This window comes from Alkalibacterium thalassium (genome assembly GCF_900101165.1).
Taxonomy (GTDB): Bacteria; Bacillota; Bacilli; order Lactobacillales; family Carnobacteriaceae_A; genus Alkalibacterium; species Alkalibacterium indicireducens.
This window is the reverse complement of record NZ_FNFK01000025.1, coordinates 1-21,276: the sequence shown is the minus strand read 5'-3', so window position 1 is coordinate 21,276 and position 21,276 is coordinate 1. Positions and strand designations below refer to the sequence as shown.

18 protein-coding genes and 1 pseudogene are annotated in these 21,276 nt (G+C 40.2%); 13 read left to right on the top strand and 6 right to left on the bottom strand.

Annotated features, from left to right (window positions below):
• The first annotated feature begins 4 nt into the window (after positions 1-4).
• The 5 genes from walK (at position 5) to BLR76_RS06660 (ending at position 6,926) form a co-directional block, all read left to right on the top strand.
• Positions 5-1,870 (top strand): cell wall metabolism sensor histidine kinase WalK, encoded by a 1,866-nt coding sequence (gene walK / locus BLR76_RS06685; protein WP_091267091.1) that lies wholly within the window; start codon positions 5-7, stop codon positions 1,868-1,870.
• On the top strand, positions 1,867-3,183 hold the full coding sequence (locus BLR76_RS06680) for a YycH family regulatory protein (protein ID WP_091267088.1): 1,317 nt from the start codon (positions 1,867-1,869) through the stop codon (positions 3,181-3,183). Before walK ends, BLR76_RS06680 begins: the two co-directional genes overlap by 4 nt.
• Positions 3,173-4,030, top strand: coding sequence for a two-component system regulatory protein YycI (locus BLR76_RS06675; RefSeq protein WP_091267085.1), 858 nt, complete (start codon positions 3,173-3,175; stop codon positions 4,028-4,030). Before BLR76_RS06680 ends, BLR76_RS06675 begins: the two co-directional genes overlap by 11 nt.
• A gap of 101 nt (positions 4,031-4,131) precedes the next feature.
• Positions 4,132-4,941, top strand: coding sequence for an MBL fold metallo-hydrolase (locus BLR76_RS06670; protein WP_091267113.1), 810 nt, complete (start codon positions 4,132-4,134; stop codon positions 4,939-4,941).
• A 788-nt stretch (positions 4,942-5,729) separates the two neighbouring features.
• Positions 5,730-6,926: a S1C family serine protease gene (locus tag BLR76_RS06660; RefSeq protein ID WP_091267080.1), complete on the top strand. Its 1,197-nt coding sequence runs from the start codon at positions 5,730-5,732 to the stop codon at positions 6,924-6,926.
• Between the two features lie 726 nt (positions 6,927-7,652).
• Here BLR76_RS06660 and BLR76_RS06650 read toward each other — a convergent pair.
• Positions 7,653-8,075: an organic hydroperoxide resistance protein gene (locus BLR76_RS06650; RefSeq protein ID WP_091267077.1), complete on the bottom strand. Its 423-nt coding sequence runs from the start codon at positions 8,073-8,075 to the stop codon at positions 7,653-7,655.
• A 122-nt stretch (positions 8,076-8,197) separates the two neighbouring features.
• On the opposite strand from BLR76_RS06650, the gene BLR76_RS06645 reads away from it, so the two are divergent.
• The 3 genes from BLR76_RS06645 to BLR76_RS06635 all read left to right on the top strand — a co-directional run bounded on the left by BLR76_RS06645 (position 8,198) and on the right by BLR76_RS06635 (position 9,429).
• The gene (locus tag BLR76_RS06645; RefSeq protein ID WP_091267074.1) at positions 8,198-8,623 is read left to right on the top strand and encodes a MarR family winged helix-turn-helix transcriptional regulator; all 426 of its coding nucleotides are present in this window, start codon (positions 8,198-8,200) and stop codon (positions 8,621-8,623) included.
• A gap of 12 nt (positions 8,624-8,635) precedes the next feature.
• Positions 8,636-9,115 (top strand): 23S rRNA (pseudouridine(1915)-N(3))-methyltransferase RlmH, encoded by a 480-nt coding sequence (gene rlmH, locus BLR76_RS06640; RefSeq protein ID WP_091267073.1) that lies wholly within the window; start codon positions 8,636-8,638, stop codon positions 9,113-9,115.
• A 131-nt stretch (positions 9,116-9,246) separates the two neighbouring features.
• Entirely contained in the window at positions 9,247-9,429 is a 183-nt protein-coding gene (locus BLR76_RS06635) for a hypothetical protein (RefSeq protein WP_091267072.1), read from the top strand.
• 226 nt (positions 9,430-9,655) lie between these two features.
• Here the strand turns inward: BLR76_RS06635 and BLR76_RS06630 are convergent, their stop codons facing one another.
• From BLR76_RS06630 to BLR76_RS06620, 3 genes are read right to left on the bottom strand one after another with little or no spacing between them, the layout of a single operon-like run.
• A complete protein-coding gene (locus BLR76_RS06630; RefSeq protein ID WP_091267069.1) occupies positions 9,656-10,729 on the bottom strand; it encodes a mandelate racemase/muconate lactonizing enzyme family protein in 1,074 nt (357 codons plus the stop codon).
• 3 nt (positions 10,730-10,732) lie between these two features.
• Positions 10,733-12,094, bottom strand: a complete 1,362-nt coding sequence (locus tag BLR76_RS06625) for a transglutaminase-like domain-containing protein (protein ID WP_091267068.1) — start codon at positions 12,092-12,094, stop codon at positions 10,733-10,735.
• Positions 12,095-12,112: 18 nt separating this feature from the next.
• The gene (locus BLR76_RS06620) at positions 12,113-13,009 is read right to left on the bottom strand and encodes an ABC transporter ATP-binding protein (RefSeq protein ID WP_091267065.1); all 897 of its coding nucleotides are present in this window, start codon (positions 13,007-13,009) and stop codon (positions 12,113-12,115) included.
• 174 nt (positions 13,010-13,183) lie between these two features.
• On the opposite strand from BLR76_RS06620, the pseudogene BLR76_RS06615 reads away from it, so the two are divergent.
• Positions 13,184-14,504: pseudogene (locus BLR76_RS06615) on the top strand (IS1380 family transposase).
• Positions 14,505-14,680: 176 nt separating this feature from the next.
• Here BLR76_RS06615 and BLR76_RS06610 read toward each other — a convergent pair.
• Positions 14,681-15,055 (bottom strand): MaoC/PaaZ C-terminal domain-containing protein, encoded by a 375-nt coding sequence (locus BLR76_RS06610; RefSeq protein ID WP_091267063.1) that lies wholly within the window; start codon positions 15,053-15,055, stop codon positions 14,681-14,683.
• A 121-nt stretch (positions 15,056-15,176) separates the two neighbouring features.
• Positions 15,177-16,385 carry an acyl-CoA dehydrogenase FadE gene (fadE, locus tag BLR76_RS06605; RefSeq protein ID WP_091267060.1) on the bottom strand — a complete coding sequence of 403 codons (1,209 nt, stop codon included), beginning with the start codon at positions 16,383-16,385 and terminating at the stop codon, positions 15,177-15,179.
• 189 nt (positions 16,386-16,574) lie between these two features.
• Here fadE and BLR76_RS06600 point away from each other — a divergent pair, with 189 nt between their 5' ends.
• The 4 genes from BLR76_RS06600 to BLR76_RS06585 all read left to right on the top strand — a co-directional run bounded on the left by BLR76_RS06600 (position 16,575) and on the right by BLR76_RS06585 (position 20,907).
• On the top strand, positions 16,575-17,483 hold the full coding sequence (locus BLR76_RS06600) for a LysR family transcriptional regulator (protein WP_091267057.1): 909 nt from the start codon (positions 16,575-16,577) through the stop codon (positions 17,481-17,483).
• Between the two features lie 142 nt (positions 17,484-17,625).
• The gene (locus tag BLR76_RS06595) at positions 17,626-18,804 is read left to right on the top strand and encodes an acetyl-CoA C-acetyltransferase (protein WP_091267054.1); all 1,179 of its coding nucleotides are present in this window, start codon (positions 17,626-17,628) and stop codon (positions 18,802-18,804) included.
• Complete coding sequence (locus BLR76_RS12475) at positions 18,804-19,136, top strand: WxL protein host-binding domain-containing protein (protein WP_091267111.1); 333 nt, start codon at positions 18,804-18,806, stop codon at positions 19,134-19,136. The genes BLR76_RS06595 and BLR76_RS12475 overlap by 1 nt, the downstream gene beginning before the upstream one ends.
• Positions 19,137-19,149: 13 nt before the next feature.
• Positions 19,150-20,907 carry a pectate lyase-like adhesive domain-containing protein gene (locus BLR76_RS06585; RefSeq protein WP_091267051.1) on the top strand — a complete coding sequence of 586 codons (1,758 nt, stop codon included), beginning with the start codon at positions 19,150-19,152 and terminating at the stop codon, positions 20,905-20,907.
• Positions 20,908-21,276: the final 369 nt, after the last annotated feature.

Here is a 21,276-nt window from a genome sequence, read left to right as displayed (position 1 = left end):
ATTTATGAAGAAAAAAATCAGATTTTATCAGTCTATCAATACAAAGATCGTCTTTGTCATAGTCTTATTACTTGTATTCGCCCTGCAGCTAATCGGGGCGAATTTTATTACCCAGATTGAGAGACAGCTGGTCGCCAATTTCCAGGAAGACAGACAAGTTCAGATGAGCTTTCTGGAAAGTGCGATCTTGCCTTTGCTAGAGCTTGAAGCCAATAACACTGAGGACAATGAAGTCGATCCGGTTCAGGAGATCAACAGCCTGCTGACCGACTTTTCAGGCAGTGGCATCACCGATCTTCAGGTCGTCAATGATGATCTGGTAGTCGTCGGAACAAGTGACAGTACTCAACAGAACATCATCGGGCAGCTGTCAGATGATGTGGATTTGAGACAGGCGCTGTTTACTGAATCGACGGTCCCTAGACAGGTGATCGATCCGGTAACGAACAACCGGAGATGGAAAGTGGTTGAACCCGTCTTTTCGGATGCGGATGATGGACAGTTTCTTGGCGCTATTTTAATGGAAAGCAACATCGAATCGGTGTATGCACAGATTTCTCAGATCACGTGGATTTTCCTGCAGTCCAGTGCAGTCGCAATTATTCTATCTTTAGTTCTGGCTAATATGGTATCCCGTGCACTGACTAAACCGATTAAAGAGATGCAGATCCAGACCCGTCAGATCGCTGATGGGGACTATTCAGGAACGCTGAAGGTCTACGGCGAAGATGAACTGGGACAGCTTGCAGGGCTGATCAATGACTTGTCTGATGATGTAGCTGAAGCTCAGGAGTCCATCGATGCGGAAAGACGCCGTCTGAACAGTGTCCTGACTCATATGACCGATGGTGTCATTGCGACCGACAGACGAGGAAAAATCATCATTATCAATGATATGGCTCAGACGATGCTGGAACGAACGGATGAAGAAGCCATTGGAGAAAATCTATTATCCGTATTGAATGTTGAAGAAGAAATTACACTCCGAACGATTCTTGAAAAGCAGGATGATGTCCTGGTCAATGCAAGCGAAGGCGGTGTAGCGACACTGCTGAGAGCTTCCTTCTCTCTTATCCAGAGAGAGTCCGGCTTCATCAGCGGAATTGTCTGTGTGCTGCACGATGTCACTGAGCAGGAACGTATCGATGAAGAAAGAAAACAGTTCGTATCCAATGTCTCCCACGAATTGAGAACACCTCTGACCAGTATGCGCAGCTATATTGAAGCACTGGCAGATGGGGCTTGGGAAGACCCTGAACTTGCTCCGCGGTTCCTGGAAGTGACGCAGAATGAAACAGACCGGATGATTCGAATGATCCAGGATCTGCTTCACCTGTCTCGCATCGACTCAGGAAAGAGTTCTCTTGAACTTGAAATCGTGGATATCACTGAAATGCTCGATCATGTCCTGAACCGCTTTGACATGCTGATCCATTCAGCGGAATACGAGACGAGAAATTATCGTATTCATAAAGAGCTGCTTAGAGAAGCGATCTTCGTTGAGGTGGATCCTGACCGCATGATTCAGGTGCTCGACAATATCATGAACAACGCAATCAAATATTCACCGGATGGCGGAACCATTACTGGCCGCATGCAGAAGACTGACGATGCAGTGATCATCAGCATTTCAGACGAAGGAATGGGGATTCCGAAAGCCGACTTGAACAAGATCTTTACCCGATTCTACCGTGTCGACCGTGCAAGATCCCGCGCAATGGGCGGTAGCGGCTTGGGCTTGGCGATTTCCAAGGAGGTCGTTGAACAGCATGGTGGCCGCATCTGGGCTGAAAGTAAAGAAGGAAAAGGAACGACCTTTTATCTGTCGCTTCCTTATGTGCCATTTGAAGAGGAGGATGAGTGGGTATGACCTGGTCCAGAATTAAACATGTGCTGCTGATCGTGCTTATAGGCATCAGCCTGTTTCTGAGCTTTCAGCTATGGACAGCCGGCGGGGAACTCAGAGAACCTGCTTCAGGAGGAAGTGGATTCGTTCCAGCCTCCCTCGTCGACCGGACACTGACAGAGGTCTTTGCACCCAATCAGATCGTCTGGCACCGCTCGATCAATGAAAGCAAACAGAAAGCCAATGCGTTCCATACCAGGGACTGGATCGAAGAGTATTTTAATACCATGAATTTTGGTGAGGTAAACAACCCTCAGCGCCTTAGTCGGGAAGCCTATCAGGACAAGCTAGCTACGGGGGAGTGGGTGGAGTTCGTCTTTGATGCGCCCATTCCGTTCGGTCTGTTCGAAGAAGCTTTCGATGATCTGCCGACCGATTATGAGAACCGTATCTTCAACCGATTCTATTTGAACCGAGATAATATTGAGAATATCGGATTTTACGATGTCAGTAATGAAATCAACTACACAGTGTCTGAATCGAATTTCACTTCGGAAATCATCAATGAGCTGCTGTTCGCCGCAAACAATCAGTTTATTGAAGTGGAAACTGTTGCTCTTGGCGACTCATTCACCTATCTCTCAGCTGATGAAGTAGAAATAGAGTACAAGGACTATCTGGTTGAACGCCTGCCGAACAACCTGTATATCAATCAGTTCTTTGCGGATACGTCAGAGGTCGATGCCAGACGGACTGGACAGACGACGCGCTATATCGATCTGACGACGGAAGTACGAATCAATGATGCAGTGAATACGTTGACTTATTTGAGACAGCGGACTGACATGGGGCAGATGACATTCAGTGAGCGTCTGCTCAGCAGTTTCCAGGAACTGAGACAAGTCGAGAACTGGACAGAAACGATCCATTACCAGCAGTACACACATGGAACCAGTGAAGTAACTTTTCAGCGCTATATTCAAGGCTATCCAGTCTTCAGTACGCAGCAGCTGGAATCATCAGTCCTCATTACTGTAGTGGAAAGTGGCTTGAGTAATTTGAGAGTGCCGCTGAGGGTCGTTCAGACCCCTCTGACCCTAGGTGGAGAAACTGCTAAAACTCTTCCAAGCGGAGTCAGTGTCGTTGAACAATTAGAGAATACTGGCCCCGGTCTGGATCCTGTACAGAATATCAGGAAAGGGCTAACCTGGGTCCAGAGTGAAGAAGACAGCCGTGTCGTTCATTTTGAACCGAACTGGTACGTGCAGTCAGACAATGTCTGGTATGAGCTGAATCGTTACATTCAGCTACAGGAGGAGATGCATAATGGACTTTAAGAAAATCGAAAACATCTTTCTCATGACCTTTATGCTTCTGAATATCTACCTGCTGATCAGTTTTCTGAACCGGAGCGATCTGCAGCACGCATCGACGGCACCTGACCAGATCAACTTGATGAGAGAAATGGAACAGATCGGGATCGACTTGCCGAACTTGACAGAAGAAGTTAGAGAAGTCTACTATGTCCAGGCCGACCGGAACAACCTGCTCGAGGAAAACAGCGATCAGCTCGAAAACCAGGCCGGATCGATTGCTCAGGACGGGTCACTTTATACGAGTATCCTGTCCGATCCGATCGAAATAGAAGGGAATCCAGATGATGGATTTACAGCAGCCGATTATGACGTTCTGGATGAATTCATCACCAGTGGAGCGGTCCTTTTCGGGAGTGAGTACACCTTCCTGCGTTACGATAAATCTGAGAACCGATTCGTGTATGCTCAGATAGTCGAAGGCATCCCGGTAGCTGACGGTACGTCGGAAATTTCTCTCTTTTACGGGAGTGACGGCAACATCATTTCTTACCAGCAGAGCTATGCCGGACCAATGACGACGCAAGGCAGCCCGATGGAAATCATCACTGACCGTCAGGCCGTCGAAGTTCTGTTCCAGAACAATGCCATCAGCTCCAATACGACCGTCAGACAGCCGATTCTATCGTATCAGCGCACGCTTCATCTTGAAGATTTGAGCATGTATGGGCCGATATGGTATATTCCAGTCATAGATGCCGGTGGTGAACGTGTGCTGAGAGTGGATGCCATTGAGCGGACAATCATAACAGAACCAACTGAACCGGTTATCCCGGTCGATCCAGAAGAGTTGGACGACTCTGAAGACTAATTTGGACGTTAATGTGACGACTACCCGCATGACCTTGCCTAGATGCTGACAGATGGTGTAAGATGGACAATGAGTATTTGCAGGGAGAGGTAGTAGTCATGATGGAAACAGCACAATCCGGCTTGAATATCAGTGTACTGGCAAGCGGCAGTACCGGTAATATCACTTACGTCGAATCAGGCAGCACCCGCCTTCTGGTGGACTGCGGATTCAGCGGAAAAAAAGCCATTGAATTATTAAGTAAAATTGGCAGACGACCGGAAGATCTTGATGCGATCCTGGTCACGCATGAGCATTCAGATCATATCAAAGGCGTCGGTATCCTGGCGCGTAAATATGGCCTGGACGTCTATGCCAATGAAAAGACCTGGAAAGCAATGGAGTCCAAACTGGGTAATCTGAAAGTTGAACAGAAGAATCACTTTTCCATCGACAAGACATTGACACTCGGTGACATTGATGTCTCCAGTTTCGGCGTCTCTCACGATGCCATCGATCCTCAGTTCTACACGTTTCAGAAAGACGATAAACGGTTCGTGATGCTGACGGATACGGGTTACGTGAGCGACCGTATGCGCGACTATGTGAAAGATGCAGAAGCGTATCTGTTTGAAAGCAATCACGATGTGAGCATGCTGAGAATGGGGCGTTATCCATGGTCGCTGAAGCAGCGGATTATCGGGGACAAAGGCCACTTATCCAATGAAGACGGCGCGCTGGCTCTGGCAGAAATTGTCGGGGACCGGACCAAGCGCGTGTACTTAGGGCATCTAAGCAAAGAAAACAACGTGAAGGAAATCGCACACTCGACTGTAGAAGACATCCTAGTCAGAAAAGACACAGGCGTCAATCACCGGTTCAGACTTTTCGACACAGATCCGGTGGAACCGTGCGACCTGTTCACCCTTTAGGAACAACTGAATAAGAGTTTATGGAGCACCAGACCATATGGAAGACTTTTTCCTGCCGTCCAGTGCTTTTTTTAAGGGGTCAGATTTGAGTGCCTCAAATCTTCCAATCTTGAAGGGCTTTGTGGGTGTAGGGCGGGCTAGTTTTAGTTTACGATTTAGTCGCTTGGCTGAGATGCCGTTAGTTGGTCGTCTAGCTATAGTTCAGGCGGTAGACGTACTGTTAAGGTCTCGTTAGGGGGAATCTAATGATAGTTTAGCATCTATTGTAGGAATAAGCTGTCATTAGAACGCGTTTAGCTGCAGTTTGAGATCCATAGATAGATTAAGGTGCCGCTAAAAGGGGGCTAGTGGCAGTTTGGAATCCTTTTTGAGAATAAGGTATAATTAGACCTGGTCTAGTGGCAGCTGCGAGTATGGAAATGGGGATAAGCTACAAGTAGAAACAGTTTACTGACATTTCCCCCCCTTAATTTTTAGACAAGCTTCAGTTATGTCCTGTGCGGTTAACAAGTGGAATCAATCCCATTCGACGGGCCTGCAGATAGTGAGCCTGGTTAACTAAAACCAGGACAGAATAGGACGTGATTTTCATGAAAATCACTCTTGCCAATCGAAGAAAAATTATTATAATAAGGGAGGAAACAATAGATCAAAGACCGTTAGAATACTGTAAAATTACAAAATATGTTAAACTGAAAATAACAGATAGTTTTTTAATAAACACTTCACTTATTGAACAAAAATAGGTGATACAGTAAACATACTTTTATATAGTAGGAGGAACAACGATGGAAACTAAAACTAAGAAATGGTCATCATTTTTAGCACTTATGCTTACATCCTCTTTTCTTGTCGGGTGTGACTTGTTAGATAATGAAACAACTGAACTGGAAGAAGATACTCAAAATGGTGTGGTAGACGAAGACGGACGAGTAACCGTCTCTGAAATGCGTGTAGACGTCTCATCAGGTATCACGGATGCGGTCGATGTCATTAACGATGCGGCGGTATCGATCATCAATCTCCAGCGTACAGGAACCACTCCATGGGGATGGTATGGAGAAACCGAGGCGACCGAGGATGATGAAGAAAATCTTCTTCAGGCAGGAACAGGAAGCGGTGCCGTTTATAAAGTGGACGGAGACACTGCCTACGTCTTTACAAATAATCACGTAATCGAAGGATCGGATGCAATTGAAGTCCTATTTAAAGACGGCACACGTGTTGAAGCAACCGTCATCGGTGCAGACGTCTGGACAGACCTGGCCGTTCTATCAATTGATTCGGAAGAAGTTTCAACGGTAGCTGAATTCGGAGATTCTGGGAATCTGACCGTTGGAGAACCGGCTATAGCTATTGGTTCACCTCTTGGGACGAACTTTGCGACATCGGTGACATCAGGCATTATTTCGGCCGTTGAACGTACGGTACCTGTCGATACCAATATGGATGGTGAAATGGATTGGGAAATGACAGCGATCCAGACCGACGCAGCTATCAACCCAGGGAACTCCGGTGGTCCACTAGTCAACATAGCCGGACAAGTTATCGGGATCAACTCAATGAAAATCTCATCGTCTACAATCGAAGGGATGGGCTTTGCCATTCCAAGTAATGATGCGGTCGATATCATCAATCAGCTTGAAGAAAATGGAGAAGTCGTCAGACCGCTCCTAGGTATAGGCATGGTCGATCTGTCCATGGTCTCTCCACAACAGCAGCAGGCTATCCTGAATCTGCCTGAAGATATCGATGGAGGCGTCGTAGTTGCTGAAGTCGCAACAGGTAGCGCAGCCGCAGATGCCGGAATGGAAGCCAATGATGTGATTGTTTCATTCAATGGGGTAGACGTTCAGAACGGAATCGAACTGAGAAAGGAAATCTACGATACAGAAATTGGTCAGGAAGTGGAAGTCGAGTTCTACCGGGATGGTGAACTGCAATCCACAACGATCACCATGCGAAGTTCAGAAGAAATGATATAAACTGAAAATCTGGGGATACACAGCTGCTGATAAAGGGCTGTGTATTTTTTTGAAAAGAAGCTTAAGTTTCGTATGATAATTCATACTGTCTAGCTACACTACTCGCTAGCGCTCGGTCGATCTCAACAATAGTTGTACGTGCTAAAGCACTACAACTTGTAAGGACAAGTCTGACACCGTTCAAAAAAAGATGGGTGGACCTATTGCGCAGGATGCTCTTCTGACGCATACTCTGCCTCTACGCATTGAAAATGCTAGAGGCACAGCAATTCAGGGCCACACCCACTATTTTTTGAAGGTGTCAGGGCTGACATGTTCCGCTTTTCTCGTTTTGTGTATAACTTTCGGGATAACCTTGTTCGGGTGTGGAAAGTGGAAAATAGAAGCCCGGTATATCAAAGATTTGCTGAAAAAGTTATACACAGTGCACAAACCCGGTGTGTATAACTTTTTTTAGCATAACAAAATGTATCTTTTAAACGTTGGTACTATAAGGTTTTATGTTTCAGAGAGGAAAAAATAGAGCTGTGTAAAACTGTGCATAACTTTAAAAGCAAACAATCTACTTTTTCGGTAAAAATGTATGAATCACTCGAAAAAACGGGAACAGAACCTGTGGATATGTGGATAACTTTGGGGATAAGTGTGGAAAGAGGGTGGAAAACTAAAAAGATCTCCCAGGGGAAGCCTGAGAGATCAAAGAGGAGAACTGTGGATAAGAAAAGACTAGATTGCTTTAACTGTTTTCTTGACTTTGACGTTGCCTTCAATGGCACGTGAATACGGACAGACCTGGTGGGCCTGATTAACCAATTCTTCTGCTTCTTTTTGAGATACCCCTTCGATTTCAACAGCCAATTCAACACTTAACCCGAAACCTTTCAGTTTCTTCTCAATGCTGACGTTAGCTGTAACAGAAGATGTTGTTTTCATTTTAGCCTGACGTGCAACCATCTGAAGCACACTGTCAAAACAATCGGCATATCCTGCAGAAAAGAGCTGTTCCGGATTGGTCATGCCTGCTTCTTCTTTTCCACCTAATCCTTTTGGTAAAGACAAATTTAAATCGAGTGTGCCGTCTGACGATTTGACATGACCTTTACGTCCGCCTGTCGCTGTAGATGATGCAGTATATAATGCGAGTCCCATATTTGTAACCTCTTTCCTCTTTTTAATTGATTGCAATTATATTGTACACAATTAAATTATCCGTGTCAAACTATAGGAACTTAAAAAGTAAATTGCTATAATATAGGGAAGGAGTGAACGAGATGACATTAGACATATTAAAACTGGACAATCAGCTATGCTTTCCGCTTTACGCAGCAACGAGACAATTTACGAAAATCTATCGTCCTTTACTGGAAAAATTCAACGTAACGTATCCGCAGTACCTGGTGCTGCTGGTTTTATTTGAAACAGACACCTTATCAGTCAAAGCACTTGGCGAAAGACTGTTTCTTGATTCAGGCACACTCACACCGATGCTCAAGCGTATGGAAGAAAGAGGACTGATCCAGCGGGCACGGTCATTTCAGGATGAGCGCGTGGTCGAAGTCAGTCTGACTGAAAAAGGAAAAGCGCTGGAGTCTGAAATCGCAGAAGTCCCTCTGGCATTTACAAAAGAAATAAAGCTTGAAGAAGAAGAATACTTTGAAATGAAACGCATCCTGGCGAAAATTCTGGATCAGGTTTAAAAGGAGTCGGTTATGGATATCACTATAGTCTCAGTAGGAAAACTGAAAGAGAAGTATCTGAAGAAAGGCATCGAGGAATACACCAAACGACTTGGTGCCTATACAAAAATAAAAATGGTAGAAGTCCCGGATGAAAAAGCACCGGAGAATCTGAGCGAAGCAGAAATGGTTCAGGTGAAAGATAAAGAAGGGGAACGGATTCTGGCCAAAATACCGGATCAGGCTTATGTCTTTGCATTGGCGATCGAATCAAAAGAACGCACCTCTGAATCTTTCGCCAAAGAAATCGAACAGCTCATGATCCACGGCAGCAGCAAGATCGTATTTGTCATCGGTGGCTCACTAGGATTAAGCGAAGCCGTCATGAAGCGCAGCGACACAACCATCTCATTCGGAAAAATGACCTACCCTCACCAGCTGATGCGACTGATATTAGTAGAGCAAGTCTATCGAGCCTTTCGGATTATGCGGAATGAACCGTATCATAAGTGATGATAATAATTTGCAGTCTATATGACTCGATACATGCAAGAAATGGTTTTTGTCTATTTTTTAAAACTTAGGTTAGTTTGTGGTGTAATTAATAACATAGTCTTTTTAAGAATTGGAAGGAGTAATCACTGATGAACTACTTAGAGCTTTACAATGATGTGCTAATAGTTGTATTAGAGGGAAGGCCAACAAATGCGATTAGTTTGCTTAAAGCTATAAATAAAAGGCCAATAATTGTAGATGCTTTAGAGCAAGGTGGTAACTGTAAATACTCAATACAATTTACCTTTGAAACATTGCAGATGAAAATCTAGAAGAAATGTATGAAAAAGCTACTTGGCCAGTCTGTGGCCCACCACCTAGGTTAACTGCCGCCAAACAATTAATGAAGTAAAACGGTGTATCCTTAGAACAAAAAATCATCGAAGAGTTTGCTTTTCTAATTTAAGTCGTATATTAAAGACAATAAAAATCCCTCCAAAAGTTAGAGTAAATGACTAACTTTTTGGGGGGATTAATAATATGATTGTAGACTAAATATTAAAATTCTAAATCAATATCTAATCCTAGTCCTGGTTTTTCTGACAAAGTCATAATTCCACCTTCTTGCGTGAAATCACTCTTAATGCCGGGAACCTCTTTACTCATACGATAACTATCTAAGTCCGCATACGTAATATTTTTTTGTGAAGCAGCTAAAGCTGCTCCAGCAGCAATGCCAATACGGGATTCAGACATACAACCTACCATACATTGTAAGCCAGCAGCTTGTGCGATCGCATTTATTTGTAAGGCAGGATAAATGCCACCGGATTTCATTAATTTAATATTGATGATATCGCATGCTTCTTCCTTAATCGCGCGAAATGCATCTTGGGGTGAGAGGACAGATTCATCCATCATAATTTGTTGTGTTACATTGTCTTTAATAAACTTCATACCTTCATAATCCCAATATGGAACAGGTTGTTCTACTTCTTCCACACCATACTTATAAAATTCATTTAGAACACGGACGGCTTGTTTCTTATAGTAGCCTTGGTTCGCATCCACTCGGAGACTGATATCTGGTCCAACTTCTTCTCGAATTAAACGAATCGCTTCTATATCATCTTTCGCATTCAATCCAACTTTTATTTTCAGAATATTAAATCCTTCATCGACATATTGTCTTGCAAGTTTCGCCATTTCTTTAGGTTCATCGATTCCGATTGTCATGTCTGATTCTACCTGGTTTGATGATCCCCCTAACAATTGGTAAACTGGAAGGCCTGTGTGTTTTCCTAAAATATCATATAAAGCTAAATCGATACCAGCTTTTCCTGCAGTCTTCCCTTTGTATTGGCGGTTCATGATTTCATGTATGCGCCCGATGTTTAAAGGATTTTCACCTTTTAATGTATTGTCCATTTCCGTTAAGAAATTTGTTACATCTTCTATGTTATTACCAGTAACAACTTTCGAAGGCTGAGATTCACCATACCCGGTAACCCCTGCATCCGTTTCAACCTTTACAATAATTGTATCCGTCCGAGTATCATCTGAACTCGCAATTTTGAAACTTACAATAGGTTCAATAGTAATTGTTTTGTGAGAAATTTTAGTAATTTTCATCGATTAATCTTCCTTTTCATAAATTTCAATAGCGACTTCCGTTGTTTCAATATCATTATAAGTTAATTTTCCACTTTCGAATTCAGCTTCTCCGTTTTGATTATCATACGGATCATTTCGACTGAAATCTAACGCAGGTGTAAAATCATGTTGAAAATCGGATACTGCTGGCATTCTGAATGGTTCTAAGTTCCCGAAGTAGAATTTCCATCGTTCTTCTTCACCTGTTCGGTATGCTGAGCCACCAAAAGAAGTATCGGCATATAACCAGCCAAATGGGGCTACATAAAATTGAGCCCAATCATGATTTCCTATTGTTTCTGGATTGGTGTATAAGCCAGCCTGCCATCTTGCTGGAACTCCAACTGCACGACATAAGGTAATAAAAGTAAGAGCTTGGATACCACAATCTCCTTTAAAACCTGTTAAAGCGTAAGTTGGAATATCTGTAATGGTGTAATAAGGACGGACAAACGAATACATCACATTTTTAGTAATATATTCGTAAATTAAACGTGCTTTTTCAAGAGGATTGGTTTCATTCCCGATAATCTCTTTAGCTACTGATTTGATATAAGGTGAAAATTTAATATGTGGTAATTGTTCTTCAGTATAAAATGTAGGTTGTGCTTCGTCTACTTCTTCCAGCAAAGGATTTTTATACACCATATGATTATCGAATTCATATTCCACATAAAACTCTTCGTCCGCTTCATATTCTTTCTCAAAATAAACGGTTCTTGCTGGATGGTCAGGTTCATTCACTAGAGCTGATTTATGAGATGTATCAATGAGTCTAAAGTTCTTTACTTGAGCATATTCAATCGGCAAAGGCAAGTGAACTCTAATTTTCTCTCCTGGTTTTTGAGCCTCTGGTTTCACCTTCAAAGTTGCACGTAAACGAATATGATAAGTCAATTCCCCTTTTTCTTTCATCTTATGCATTGTTTCATTAAGTAAATTTGTGCGCTTATCTAGTAATTCAGGGTTAGTACAACGTTTGGCATAATTGGGACGAGTTTTCATAATATTTTGTAAAATGTTTTCTCGGAAATGAATTTCGCCATCCAAATATACCCAATCTAAGGCATCTTCATCGCGTAAACTTTCGAATTCTTCGGTTTTAAAATCGGCAATATTATCTTTAAATAATGATAATGCTGCCTCGTAGGTATGAGGATAAGAATCTCTAATAATAGGTAGTATTTCTTTTTCTTGTTCTAATCTCTTTCTTAAAGCAACCGGTAAATCTTTTTCCAAGCGTTTATCGATGATTCTTTCGACTCGGTCATACTCACCCACGGCTTTTAGTTTTGCTATATCCTCTGGTAGTTGTGTGTCTAAATATTTCAAATCTTTATTCATTTATCTGCTCCATTCCTACTATTTTTTATAACAATATACATAATGTCCAGGTTTTACTTCGTATAAAGCTTGATTGTCTTCAATTATTTTAGTAAATGAATATCCATCTGGTAAACTCGCTTCGTAATTAATCTGACTCCCACCTGCAATATACCCGTTTTCAACATTGGGAATTACTTTGAGTAATGATTTTGTATAATCATGAATCGGATTGAAATATAATTCTTCACGATCTGCTAGTTCTACAATTTTTCCATGATACATTACCGCTATTCGGTCAGACATGTGGTAGACCACCTTTAAGTTATGAGAAATAAAAACGTAAGTTAAATTTTCACGCCGTTGTAAGTAAAGTAATAAATTCATGATTTGAGATTGAATAGATACATCTAAAGCCGATACTGCTTCATCACAAACTATCATTTTTGGATTCAATGCTAAGGAGCGAGCAATACCAATACGCTGCCGCTGTCCGCCTGAAAACTCATGTGGATAACGATTAATGAAACTTTCGTTTAAACCACACATTTCCATGAGTTTCTTTACGCGTTCAGTTCTTTTAGTAAGACTTAACTTTTTTTTAATAACTAAAGGTTCTTCAATAATCTCTCCGACTGTCATCCTTGGATCCAAGGATGAATAGGGGTCTTGAAAAATTATCTGCATATCTTTCCGATAAGGAGTCAACTCTTTTCTCGAAAAATTTGATATATCTTCCCCTTCATAAAGAATTTCACCCGCCGTTGGTTCATTTAAACGGATCATTGTACGTCCTAAGGTTGTTTTACCACTTCCAGATTCTCCAACAATTCCTAAAGTCTCTCCTTCATACACTGAAAAAGTGACGTCATCTACAGCTTTTATATATTCTTGCTCACCACTATCAAAAGAGCCACCTTTTAATGGAAAATACATCCTGAATTATTCATACTTATTTGTCAGAACTAGCATTTATCCCGAATTAATAACGTTTACCACTCTATTCATTGTTCACCCGTTGGGTGAAGTAAAAAAGATACAAAAAGAGCACACTCTGTGATATTGTAAAGTCAACCAAAACCCAAATACCAAAAAGAGGTGTGCTCTTATATGGAAACTTTACAAGAAAAATCGCTGAAATTCAACTCAAATATGATTGTTTCAAACGATGGAGGACAATTGTTTAATGATGCCGGACTTCTTTTACTTTTTGAGTTTTTACACAAGATTAAGTTTGATGAGATGCTTAAGGAGTTCTTTCATTTAAATGATTCTCGTGCCTATTGTATTCATGAGTACGAAGAAATATTGAAGCAACTAATCGTACAACTCATCGCCGGTTATCCACAAGATTCCGCTGCGAACCGTCTACGCCTAGATCCTATTCTAAAGCAAGGGCTTGGAAAAGATCAGCTCTCTTCTCAATCCATGATTTCTCGCTTTATTCATGAACTGACTGAAGAAAATGTGGCTCAATTCCAACAAATCGCCAAAGGCTTGGCAGATGATTGGATCCACCATACGAACACACAACACATGGTGATTGATATCGATTCTACGCACTCGGATACCTTTGGCCATCAAGAACACACAGATTTCAAGACGTATTACGGTACCAATGGGTACCATCCTTTAGTCGCTTTTGACGGATTAACTGGATTGTTTTTAGATGCCCGACTTCGTCCTAGAAATGTCTATACGTCCAATGCGGCAGAAGACTTTTTAGCCGCTATTATCCGTCAACACAAGAAACATTCTTGTGAGATGTTTCTGACTGTTCGTGGAGACAGTGGCTTTGCCAAACCAGAGATCTATTCCCTTTGTGAAGAAGAACAAGTCAAGTATGTGATTCGGTTGAAAGTGAATCATAAACTGAAAGATCTCGCACATCACCGCGTGCATTATGGAGAAACGACGGACTTTACTAAGGACGAACACCAATATTTTCTTATGGACTATCAAGCAGGTAGTTGGGATATTTCCCGAGAAGTCGCTGTAAAAGCGACTCGTGAAGCTGGAAACCTTCTGTTTACTAAGTATGAGTTTATTGTCACTAACTTTCATGGACTCTCTGCCGAAACTGTATTTAAGCTGTATCAAAAGCGTGGTACGATGGAAATTTGTATCAAAGAAATCAAGAATGGATTTTCCTTTGATAAGACCGACAGCTCAACTTATGTGGCGAATCAAGCCCGAATGATGATGAGTTGTATCGCCTACAATTTGGTCCATCTCATGAAAGAAGCGACCTTTCCAAAGGAAATGAAACGGTCGACCATTTCAACAATTCGTTTTCAAACTCTTTCATATTGCAGGAAGACTAACGAGTCATGCCAGGCAACTAAGAGTTCGTTTGGCATCATCTCACGTATTTGATTCCCTCTTTTGGGAAGTGCTTGAGAATATTCAATCGCTTGTCCTCTTGCATTAGCTTTATGATTGAGTCAGACGTCTTTTTTTAACTAGTGTAAAACCAAGGGGGTGGTATACCCTTTTTGGGGGCGAACCAATCAAAATCTGCCTGAACCGACTTTATTCGAGCCAGTCAAGACAACAAAAATACTCAAATGAACGAAAATAGTCAGTGAAATAGTTATCCACAGTTAGCTATGAATTATTCAGGCTAACTTTACTATCCTGTGAATTGCCTTCTTCTAATTCTGTTATTTCAGAATTAACTCTCAATTGATCACCAGGTTTAACAGGACTGTACCATTTAAGGTTAACTTCAGATCCAATAAATCCATTTTCAATAGCAATACTTTCAACCCATAAACGCATAGAGATTGAGGCTGTTAGCCATCCGCTCGATACTAATTCACCAAATAAACTTTCTTTAGCCATCTCTTCATCTAAATGAAAATACTGGGGATCATATTGAGTAGCAAAATTAATAATTTCTTCTTTCGTTAGAGTGTAAGTTTTACTTTCAAAAGTATCGCCTACGTTCAATTTACTAACATTTAGATTTTGTTCAATCATAACAGACACCTCAAGTTTAAATTTTAATTACTTTCAGATAGTTAGCCTAATCATAACACTATGGGAATAAAAAAGCTCTCCTACTTAAATAGGAGAGCCAAATGGTTGTTGAAAAATTGATTTATACGAAAGCACCAAGTCCAGTAATTGCACGTCCAACGATTAAAGCGTTGATTTCGTGAGAACCTTCGTAAGTGTAAATAGCTTCTGCATCAGCGAAGAATCTAGCAACTTTCGAACCAAGCGTAATACCGTTTCCTCCACATACTTCTCGAGCTAATGAAACAGTTTCACGCATGTGCAGTGAGTTTGACATTTTAGCTAATGAAGAATTTAACATTTGGGCATTCCCTTCTTCTTGCATTTCAGCAATACGTGAAGAGTAAGCTAATGTCGTTACTACATTTGATTGCATACGAGCTAATTTCTCTTGAACTAACTGGTAACCAGCAACTGGCTTATTGAACTGCTCACGTTTCTTAGTATAATCTAAAGCTCCAACAAATGCACCAGCAGTAACACCCATAGCAATATGAGCTACGTCTGCACGCGTAAATGTTAAAATACGAGCAACATCTTTAAAGCTGTTGATGTTTTGTAGACGGTCTTCTTCAGCAACTCTTACATTTTTAATTGAGATGTGGCCGTTGCGAATAGGACGTAAACTCACTTTATCTGGAATAGGGCTAGCTTCATAACCTTCAGCATCTTTACGAACCATGAAACATTTCACTTGGTTATCTTCTGTGTCACGAGCAAAAACAGGAATGATATCAGCTGTATCAGAACCACCGATCCAACGTTTTTCACCATTTAAAATCCACTCATCGCCATCGCGTTCGGCTGTTGTAGCTAATCCACCAGCGATATCAGAACCGTGATCTGGTTCAGTTAAAGCGAAACATGTTTGCCACTCGAAGCTCATAATTTTTGGAGCGAATTCTTCAATTTGACGTTCATTACCACCAAGTAATACAGTATTGAATCCTAATCCGCCGTGTACTGTAAAGAATGTAGCGATTGAAGCATCAAAACGAGCTAACTCTAAGTAAAGACCCATAATATAAAATTCACTTGCTTTATACTTTTCGTCACGACCTTCAAATAAACGAGGATCGTTCATAATATGAACATCTTCGACAACTTTATAAAACTCATCGAATGGGAAATCAGCTTTGTTCCAACTCTCAGCAATAATTGGGTCTAAGTGTTTTTCTAAAGCTTTACGTAATTCATAAAGAACTTCCACTTCACCTTCTGATAACTTTTGAGTGAAACCATATAAATCTTCTGGATATAACTCTTTCAACATTTCTACTTTGTTTGACATTATTTTTTCTCCCCTAAAATATATTTTTTATAATTAGTTTTTGATTTAACGCAACAATACAAGCGCTTACAAAGAGTATAAGATAATGTTATATTTTATTCCAACAATTTATTATTATACAATCTATAAATAAAATTAATAGACTTGTAAAGCAGTGACTTTTATAATGGATAAAAAGGAGGAAAAGAGATGGAAATAGATATTAAATATATGGAATATTTTGTTCATATTGTAGAGAGTGGCTTCAATCTAACCCTAGCATCTAAGCAATTATATGTCAGTCAATCGGCATTAAGTCAATTTATTACAAATTATGAGAAAGAAAAATCAATTAAGTTATTTATTAGAAAGAATGGCCGTTTAAGTAAACTGACTACTGCAGGTGAGATTCTATATGAACAGTCAAAGAATATTATCCGCATGTCACAAAAGCTTGAAGAAGACATGGCTATTGAAGCGAGTAAACAAAAAGGGACCGTACGTATAGGGATTCCTTCATTAATACTTAGAGTGTATTTCTCAAGTTTCTTCCCGGACTTATTATTAGATAACCCTGATTTGCACATTGATGTGATTGAGGAAGGGTCTATCGCCTTAAGACAAATGCTGCTGGACAACGAGTTAGATATGGCAGTGTTGTTAAAACCTACAAACTTAAACAGTAAGAATTATGAACAACAAGTTATTCAGATAGATGAAATGGTCGCCTTCATGGACTCAAATCATAAACTTAGTGATAAACCGATGCTGAACTGGAGCGACATTGCATCTTATCCTATTGCTACTTTCTATAAAACATTTACCACACAGGACTTAGTAACGAAGAAACTTCAATCTGAGGGTATTAAACCAAACTTTATTACGACTTCTATGTCGTGGGACTATATTATAGAAGCAACTAAAGGTAATGAAATGGTGGCCATCTTACCGAGGCCGGTCTATACGTATTTATCAGAAGAGTTTTACCAGTATAAGAAATTCAAAGATCCTCTTCCATTTGAATTTGATATATGTAGACCCATAAAAGAAGTCTACAGCAAGCCGGAATCAAAGCTTTTTGATGAAATCATTAAGCTATTTTACGAACCCCAACAATAGTGTTTAACATTCTATAAGTTAAACTTATAGAATCGTTAATTTATTTATGATGGCAACTTGGTTAAGATATACTTATAATAAGAAAAAGAAAGCGCTTGCTATAAGCGAAAGTCAAGGAACATATTACAGGAGGAAAATATACATGAATGATGTAGTAGTAGTTGCAGCAAAAAGATCAGCTATTGGAGCTTTTGGTGGATATTTAAAAGATGTATCAGCAGTAGATATAGCGACATCAGTTGCAAAGAATATTATTGAAGAAACAGCAATCGATCCAGCAATCATTAATGAAGTAATTTTAGGAAATGTTATCAGTGCAGGTTTAGGACAGAACGTTGCAAGACAAGTTCAAATTAAAGCTGGTATTCCACAAGAATCATCAGCACTAACGATTAATAAAGTTTGTGGATCTGGTTTAAAAACAATTGCATTAGGTGTTCAAAGTATTTTACTAGGTGATAATGAAGTTGTATTAGCTGGCGGTACTGAAAGCATGAGTAACGCACCATACTTATTAAACGATAGCCGTTTTGGTAAGAAGATGGGTGACAGTAAAGCAGTGGATGCATTATTAAAAGATGCTTTAGTAGATGCATTCGAAGATTACCATATGGGTATTACAGCTGAGAATATTGCTGAAAAATATGGTTTTACTCGTGAAGAGCAAGATGAGCTTGCAGCAATGAGTCAAAACAGAGCTGAAGAAGCGATTAATGCAGACCGCTTTAAAGAAGAAATTGCTCCAATTGAAATTCCGCAACGAAAAGGTGATCCTGTTGTATTTGATACAGATGAGTACCCACGCTTTGGAGCAAATGCTGAAAAATTAAGCAAACTAAGACCAGCCTTCAAAAAAGACGGAACCGTAACGGCAGGTAATGCTTCAGGTATCAACGATGGTGCAGCACTTGTCCTATTAATGAAACGCGAAAAAGCTGAAGAGTTAGGCTTAGAGCCTTTAGCAACAATTGCGTCTTATGCAAGTGGGGGAGTAGATCCTTCAATTATGGGTACTGGACCAATTCCAGCTACTAAGAAGGCATTAGAGAAAATCGATATGACTGTTGAGGATCTAGATTTAATAGAAGCTAACGAAGCATTTGCTGCTCAAGCTTTAAGTGTGATTAAAGAAATGAACTTCGATACAGATATCGTTAACGTTAATGGTGGAGCTATTGCATTAGGTCACCCAGTTGGAGCAAGTGGAACACGAATTTTCGTTACACTCCTTCACGAAATGATTAAGCGCGACGCAAAAACAGGTTTAGCAACTTTATGTATTGGCGGAGGCCAAGGAATGGCGGTTGTTGTTAAACGTTAATAAATGATGAAGAGGTATTATATGAACGAACAGTTGATGAATTCTCTATTGGGCCGAATAACCTATTCGAATTCCCAATAGATTTTGAAAACCAACCACTCGAACCGGGTGAATATACTTATCATGCAGTTGTTGAAAATGAGGATGATTCTTGGGAATTTAGCCAGAATTTCTCAATAACTGAAGAACAATCAATCGAAATTAATGAAAGTGCTGCTGAGATTGATGAAGGTTGGAATTGGTCATATATCATCATAGGTGTAGCTGCATTTATATTAACATTAATACTTATTATTTTATTATTACTCAAAAAATTAAGAACTAAACAATAAGAAGGTGGGGAATATGAAGAAGTTTTTAAAAATGATGATTACATTATCATTAATATTACATCCTGTAATGATGACAATGACAAGTCATTCAATTTTTGCGGTAGAAGAAATTAATTTCTTTCTCAATACCCCACTTGCGGGTGATTCGTCCCTAACTGGTGAGGCGGTTGCTGATCATCCCATCTCTGTTCTTATTGACGGAGAAGATTTTGAGACTACTGTGGAAGCTGATGGAACATTTGAATTTGAATCGGTACCTGAACTAGAAGAAGATCAGACGATTGTATTAAATCAAGGACAAAATGAAATACGAACAACCGTACTATCTTTAGGTTCAACAGTCGAGAAAATAGAATTGGAGAATTCGTTTATTCCTGATGGACTGATTGATGAAACCGAAGAAACTGAGAATAGTTCAAATGATGAGATGGTATCTAGTGAATTATCAGAAGAAACATCAGCCCCTGTTGAAGATGTCCTCGAATCAACCGACGAATATTCAGAATCATCACTTAACGAAGAAGAAAACTTAGATGAAACACTAGACTCGGAAGAAAACACTGACGAGGAAACACCCGAAGAAAATGACGATGCTTTAACTGATGATGAGATATCAGATAATGAAGAAGAAATGAGTCAGTTTGCTCGTAGTTTTCAGCCTGCCAATACGAACGCTGCAACCGCACCAGGACTAACTAGTCCTAACGCCGTAACACGTGAAGTTTCAGACTATGATAGTTTCAGGAGAGCAATAGAAGATCCTTCAGTAGAACGAGTTGTCTTAACGAATGATATAACAACTTCAAATAGTACAATTATAGGCGTTCATTCTCATTCAAGACGAAAAATTATTGATGGTAATGGTTTCAGCTTATCTATAAATAGCGGAGGTGGATTAGACACTCGTGCTCGAATTGACGATATAGTAGTAAGAAATTTTTCTAATATTTATTCCTTGAGAAATAATGAAGATCAAGGTTTAGTTCGTATGAGGCGTAATTCCTATCGATACCATTTAGAGAATGTAACTTATAATCGAGATAATTTACCTAATGCTACTCATTTAGGATCAGCATGGGAATCATGGGAATCAGAAATTAATTTTCATGGAAATATAACTGTTAAGTATTCTGACCAAAGATCGCTTGCTTTTTATCGAGCTGCTCGTATTCACGATGGCGCAAATGTTAATATAACCACTAACTATAGAGTTTTTGAACAAGACAATAATTCAGGCGCTGGTGGTTTAGTGATTGGTAATAATGCCACTGTAAATATTAATTCTGGTGAACGTGTTGTATATAATACTTCAGGCCGGGATATAAATAGACCAGCTAACTTAAGTATTGGAACCAACTCTAATGTAACGTTAACCTCTAGAAGTGGAACAATTTTTGAAGTGTTTAATACCCATATAAACGTAGATGTTGGAGAAGGGTCTACTGTTGAGCTAAATGCAGCCGACAGTGCTATAAAGGCGTCCAATGATAATGCTTCACAACAACTGAATATGAATATTCGTGGAGAATTAACCATTTCTGGTGGGACTGGTGTTCACTATAATGGTCAGCCTTTCAGGTTTAATGTTTATGAAACAGGAACGGCTAGATTTAATACAAGCGTATATGCTTTCTATCAAGATAGGCAAAATACATCTACTCGTTCTGAATTTACGATTCATCCTGGAGGAAGGTGGTACGTTAATAACACACACTCATCCAATCATGCTATTAGAGTAATTCGTCCCTCCATTTTCAGAATTAATATGTAGAAAAGCATTCTATACCGATAAAAAAGAGGCGAAAAAAGGCAATGTGATCCAGCAGCGTATTCACGTCTGCTGGATCACATTGCCTTTTTTTCTTGTCAAACGTCTCCAGCAAAGGTAAAATAAGGAAACGCATACAAATCTGACAGAAAGAAAGAGAGAAAAGGCGACAGCATTGGAGTTCACGCTCCCCTGTCTTCTTTTCTCTCTCACCAATACATAATGAATTATACCTTACTCTCCCCAAATAATAAAGACTTTCTTCTCGCCTTCTCGCACTTAGGTAGTACCCGTTTTTATCAAGGTCTTCAAACGGCCTACGACCGTTTCTTCAATGATTTCTTATCTATGCATCCCAGCTGCCCCAAATGT

Coding starts and splice junctions, on each gene's coding strand:
- walK (WP_091267091.1), top strand. CDS start 5: ATGAAGAAAAAAATCAGATTTTATCAGTCTATCAATACAAAGATCGTC.
- BLR76_RS06680 (WP_091267088.1), top strand. CDS start 1,867: ATGACCTGGTCCAGAATTAAACATGTGCTGCTGATCGTGCTTATAGGC.
- BLR76_RS06675 (WP_091267085.1), top strand. CDS start 3,173: ATGGACTTTAAGAAAATCGAAAACATCTTTCTCATGACCTTTATGCTT.
- BLR76_RS06670 (WP_091267113.1), top strand. CDS start 4,132: ATGGAAACAGCACAATCCGGCTTGAATATCAGTGTACTGGCAAGCGGC.
- BLR76_RS06660 (WP_091267080.1), top strand. CDS start 5,730: ATGGAAACTAAAACTAAGAAATGGTCATCATTTTTAGCACTTATGCTT.
- BLR76_RS06650 (WP_091267077.1), bottom strand. CDS start 8,075: ATGGGACTCGCATTATATACTGCATCATCTACAGCGACAGGCGGACGT.
- BLR76_RS06645 (WP_091267074.1), top strand. CDS start 8,198: ATGACATTAGACATATTAAAACTGGACAATCAGCTATGCTTTCCGCTT.
- rlmH (WP_091267073.1), top strand. CDS start 8,636: ATGGATATCACTATAGTCTCAGTAGGAAAACTGAAAGAGAAGTATCTG.
- BLR76_RS06635 (WP_091267072.1), top strand. CDS start 9,247: ATGAACTACTTAGAGCTTTACAATGATGTGCTAATAGTTGTATTAGAG.
- BLR76_RS06630 (WP_091267069.1), bottom strand. CDS start 10,729: ATGAAAATTACTAAAATTTCTCACAAAACAATTACTATTGAACCTATT.
- BLR76_RS06625 (WP_091267068.1), bottom strand. CDS start 12,094: ATGAATAAAGATTTGAAATATTTAGACACACAACTACCAGAGGATATA.
- BLR76_RS06620 (WP_091267065.1), bottom strand. CDS start 13,009: ATGTATTTTCCATTAAAAGGTGGCTCTTTTGATAGTGGTGAGCAAGAA.
- BLR76_RS06610 (WP_091267063.1), bottom strand. CDS start 15,055: ATGATTGAACAAAATCTAAATGTTAGTAAATTGAACGTAGGCGATACT.
- fadE (WP_091267060.1), bottom strand. CDS start 16,385: ATGTCAAACAAAGTAGAAATGTTGAAAGAGTTATATCCAGAAGATTTA.
- BLR76_RS06600 (WP_091267057.1), top strand. CDS start 16,575: ATGGAAATAGATATTAAATATATGGAATATTTTGTTCATATTGTAGAG.
- BLR76_RS06595 (WP_091267054.1), top strand. CDS start 17,626: ATGAATGATGTAGTAGTAGTTGCAGCAAAAAGATCAGCTATTGGAGCT.
- BLR76_RS06585 (WP_091267051.1), top strand. CDS start 19,150: ATGAAGAAGTTTTTAAAAATGATGATTACATTATCATTAATATTACAT.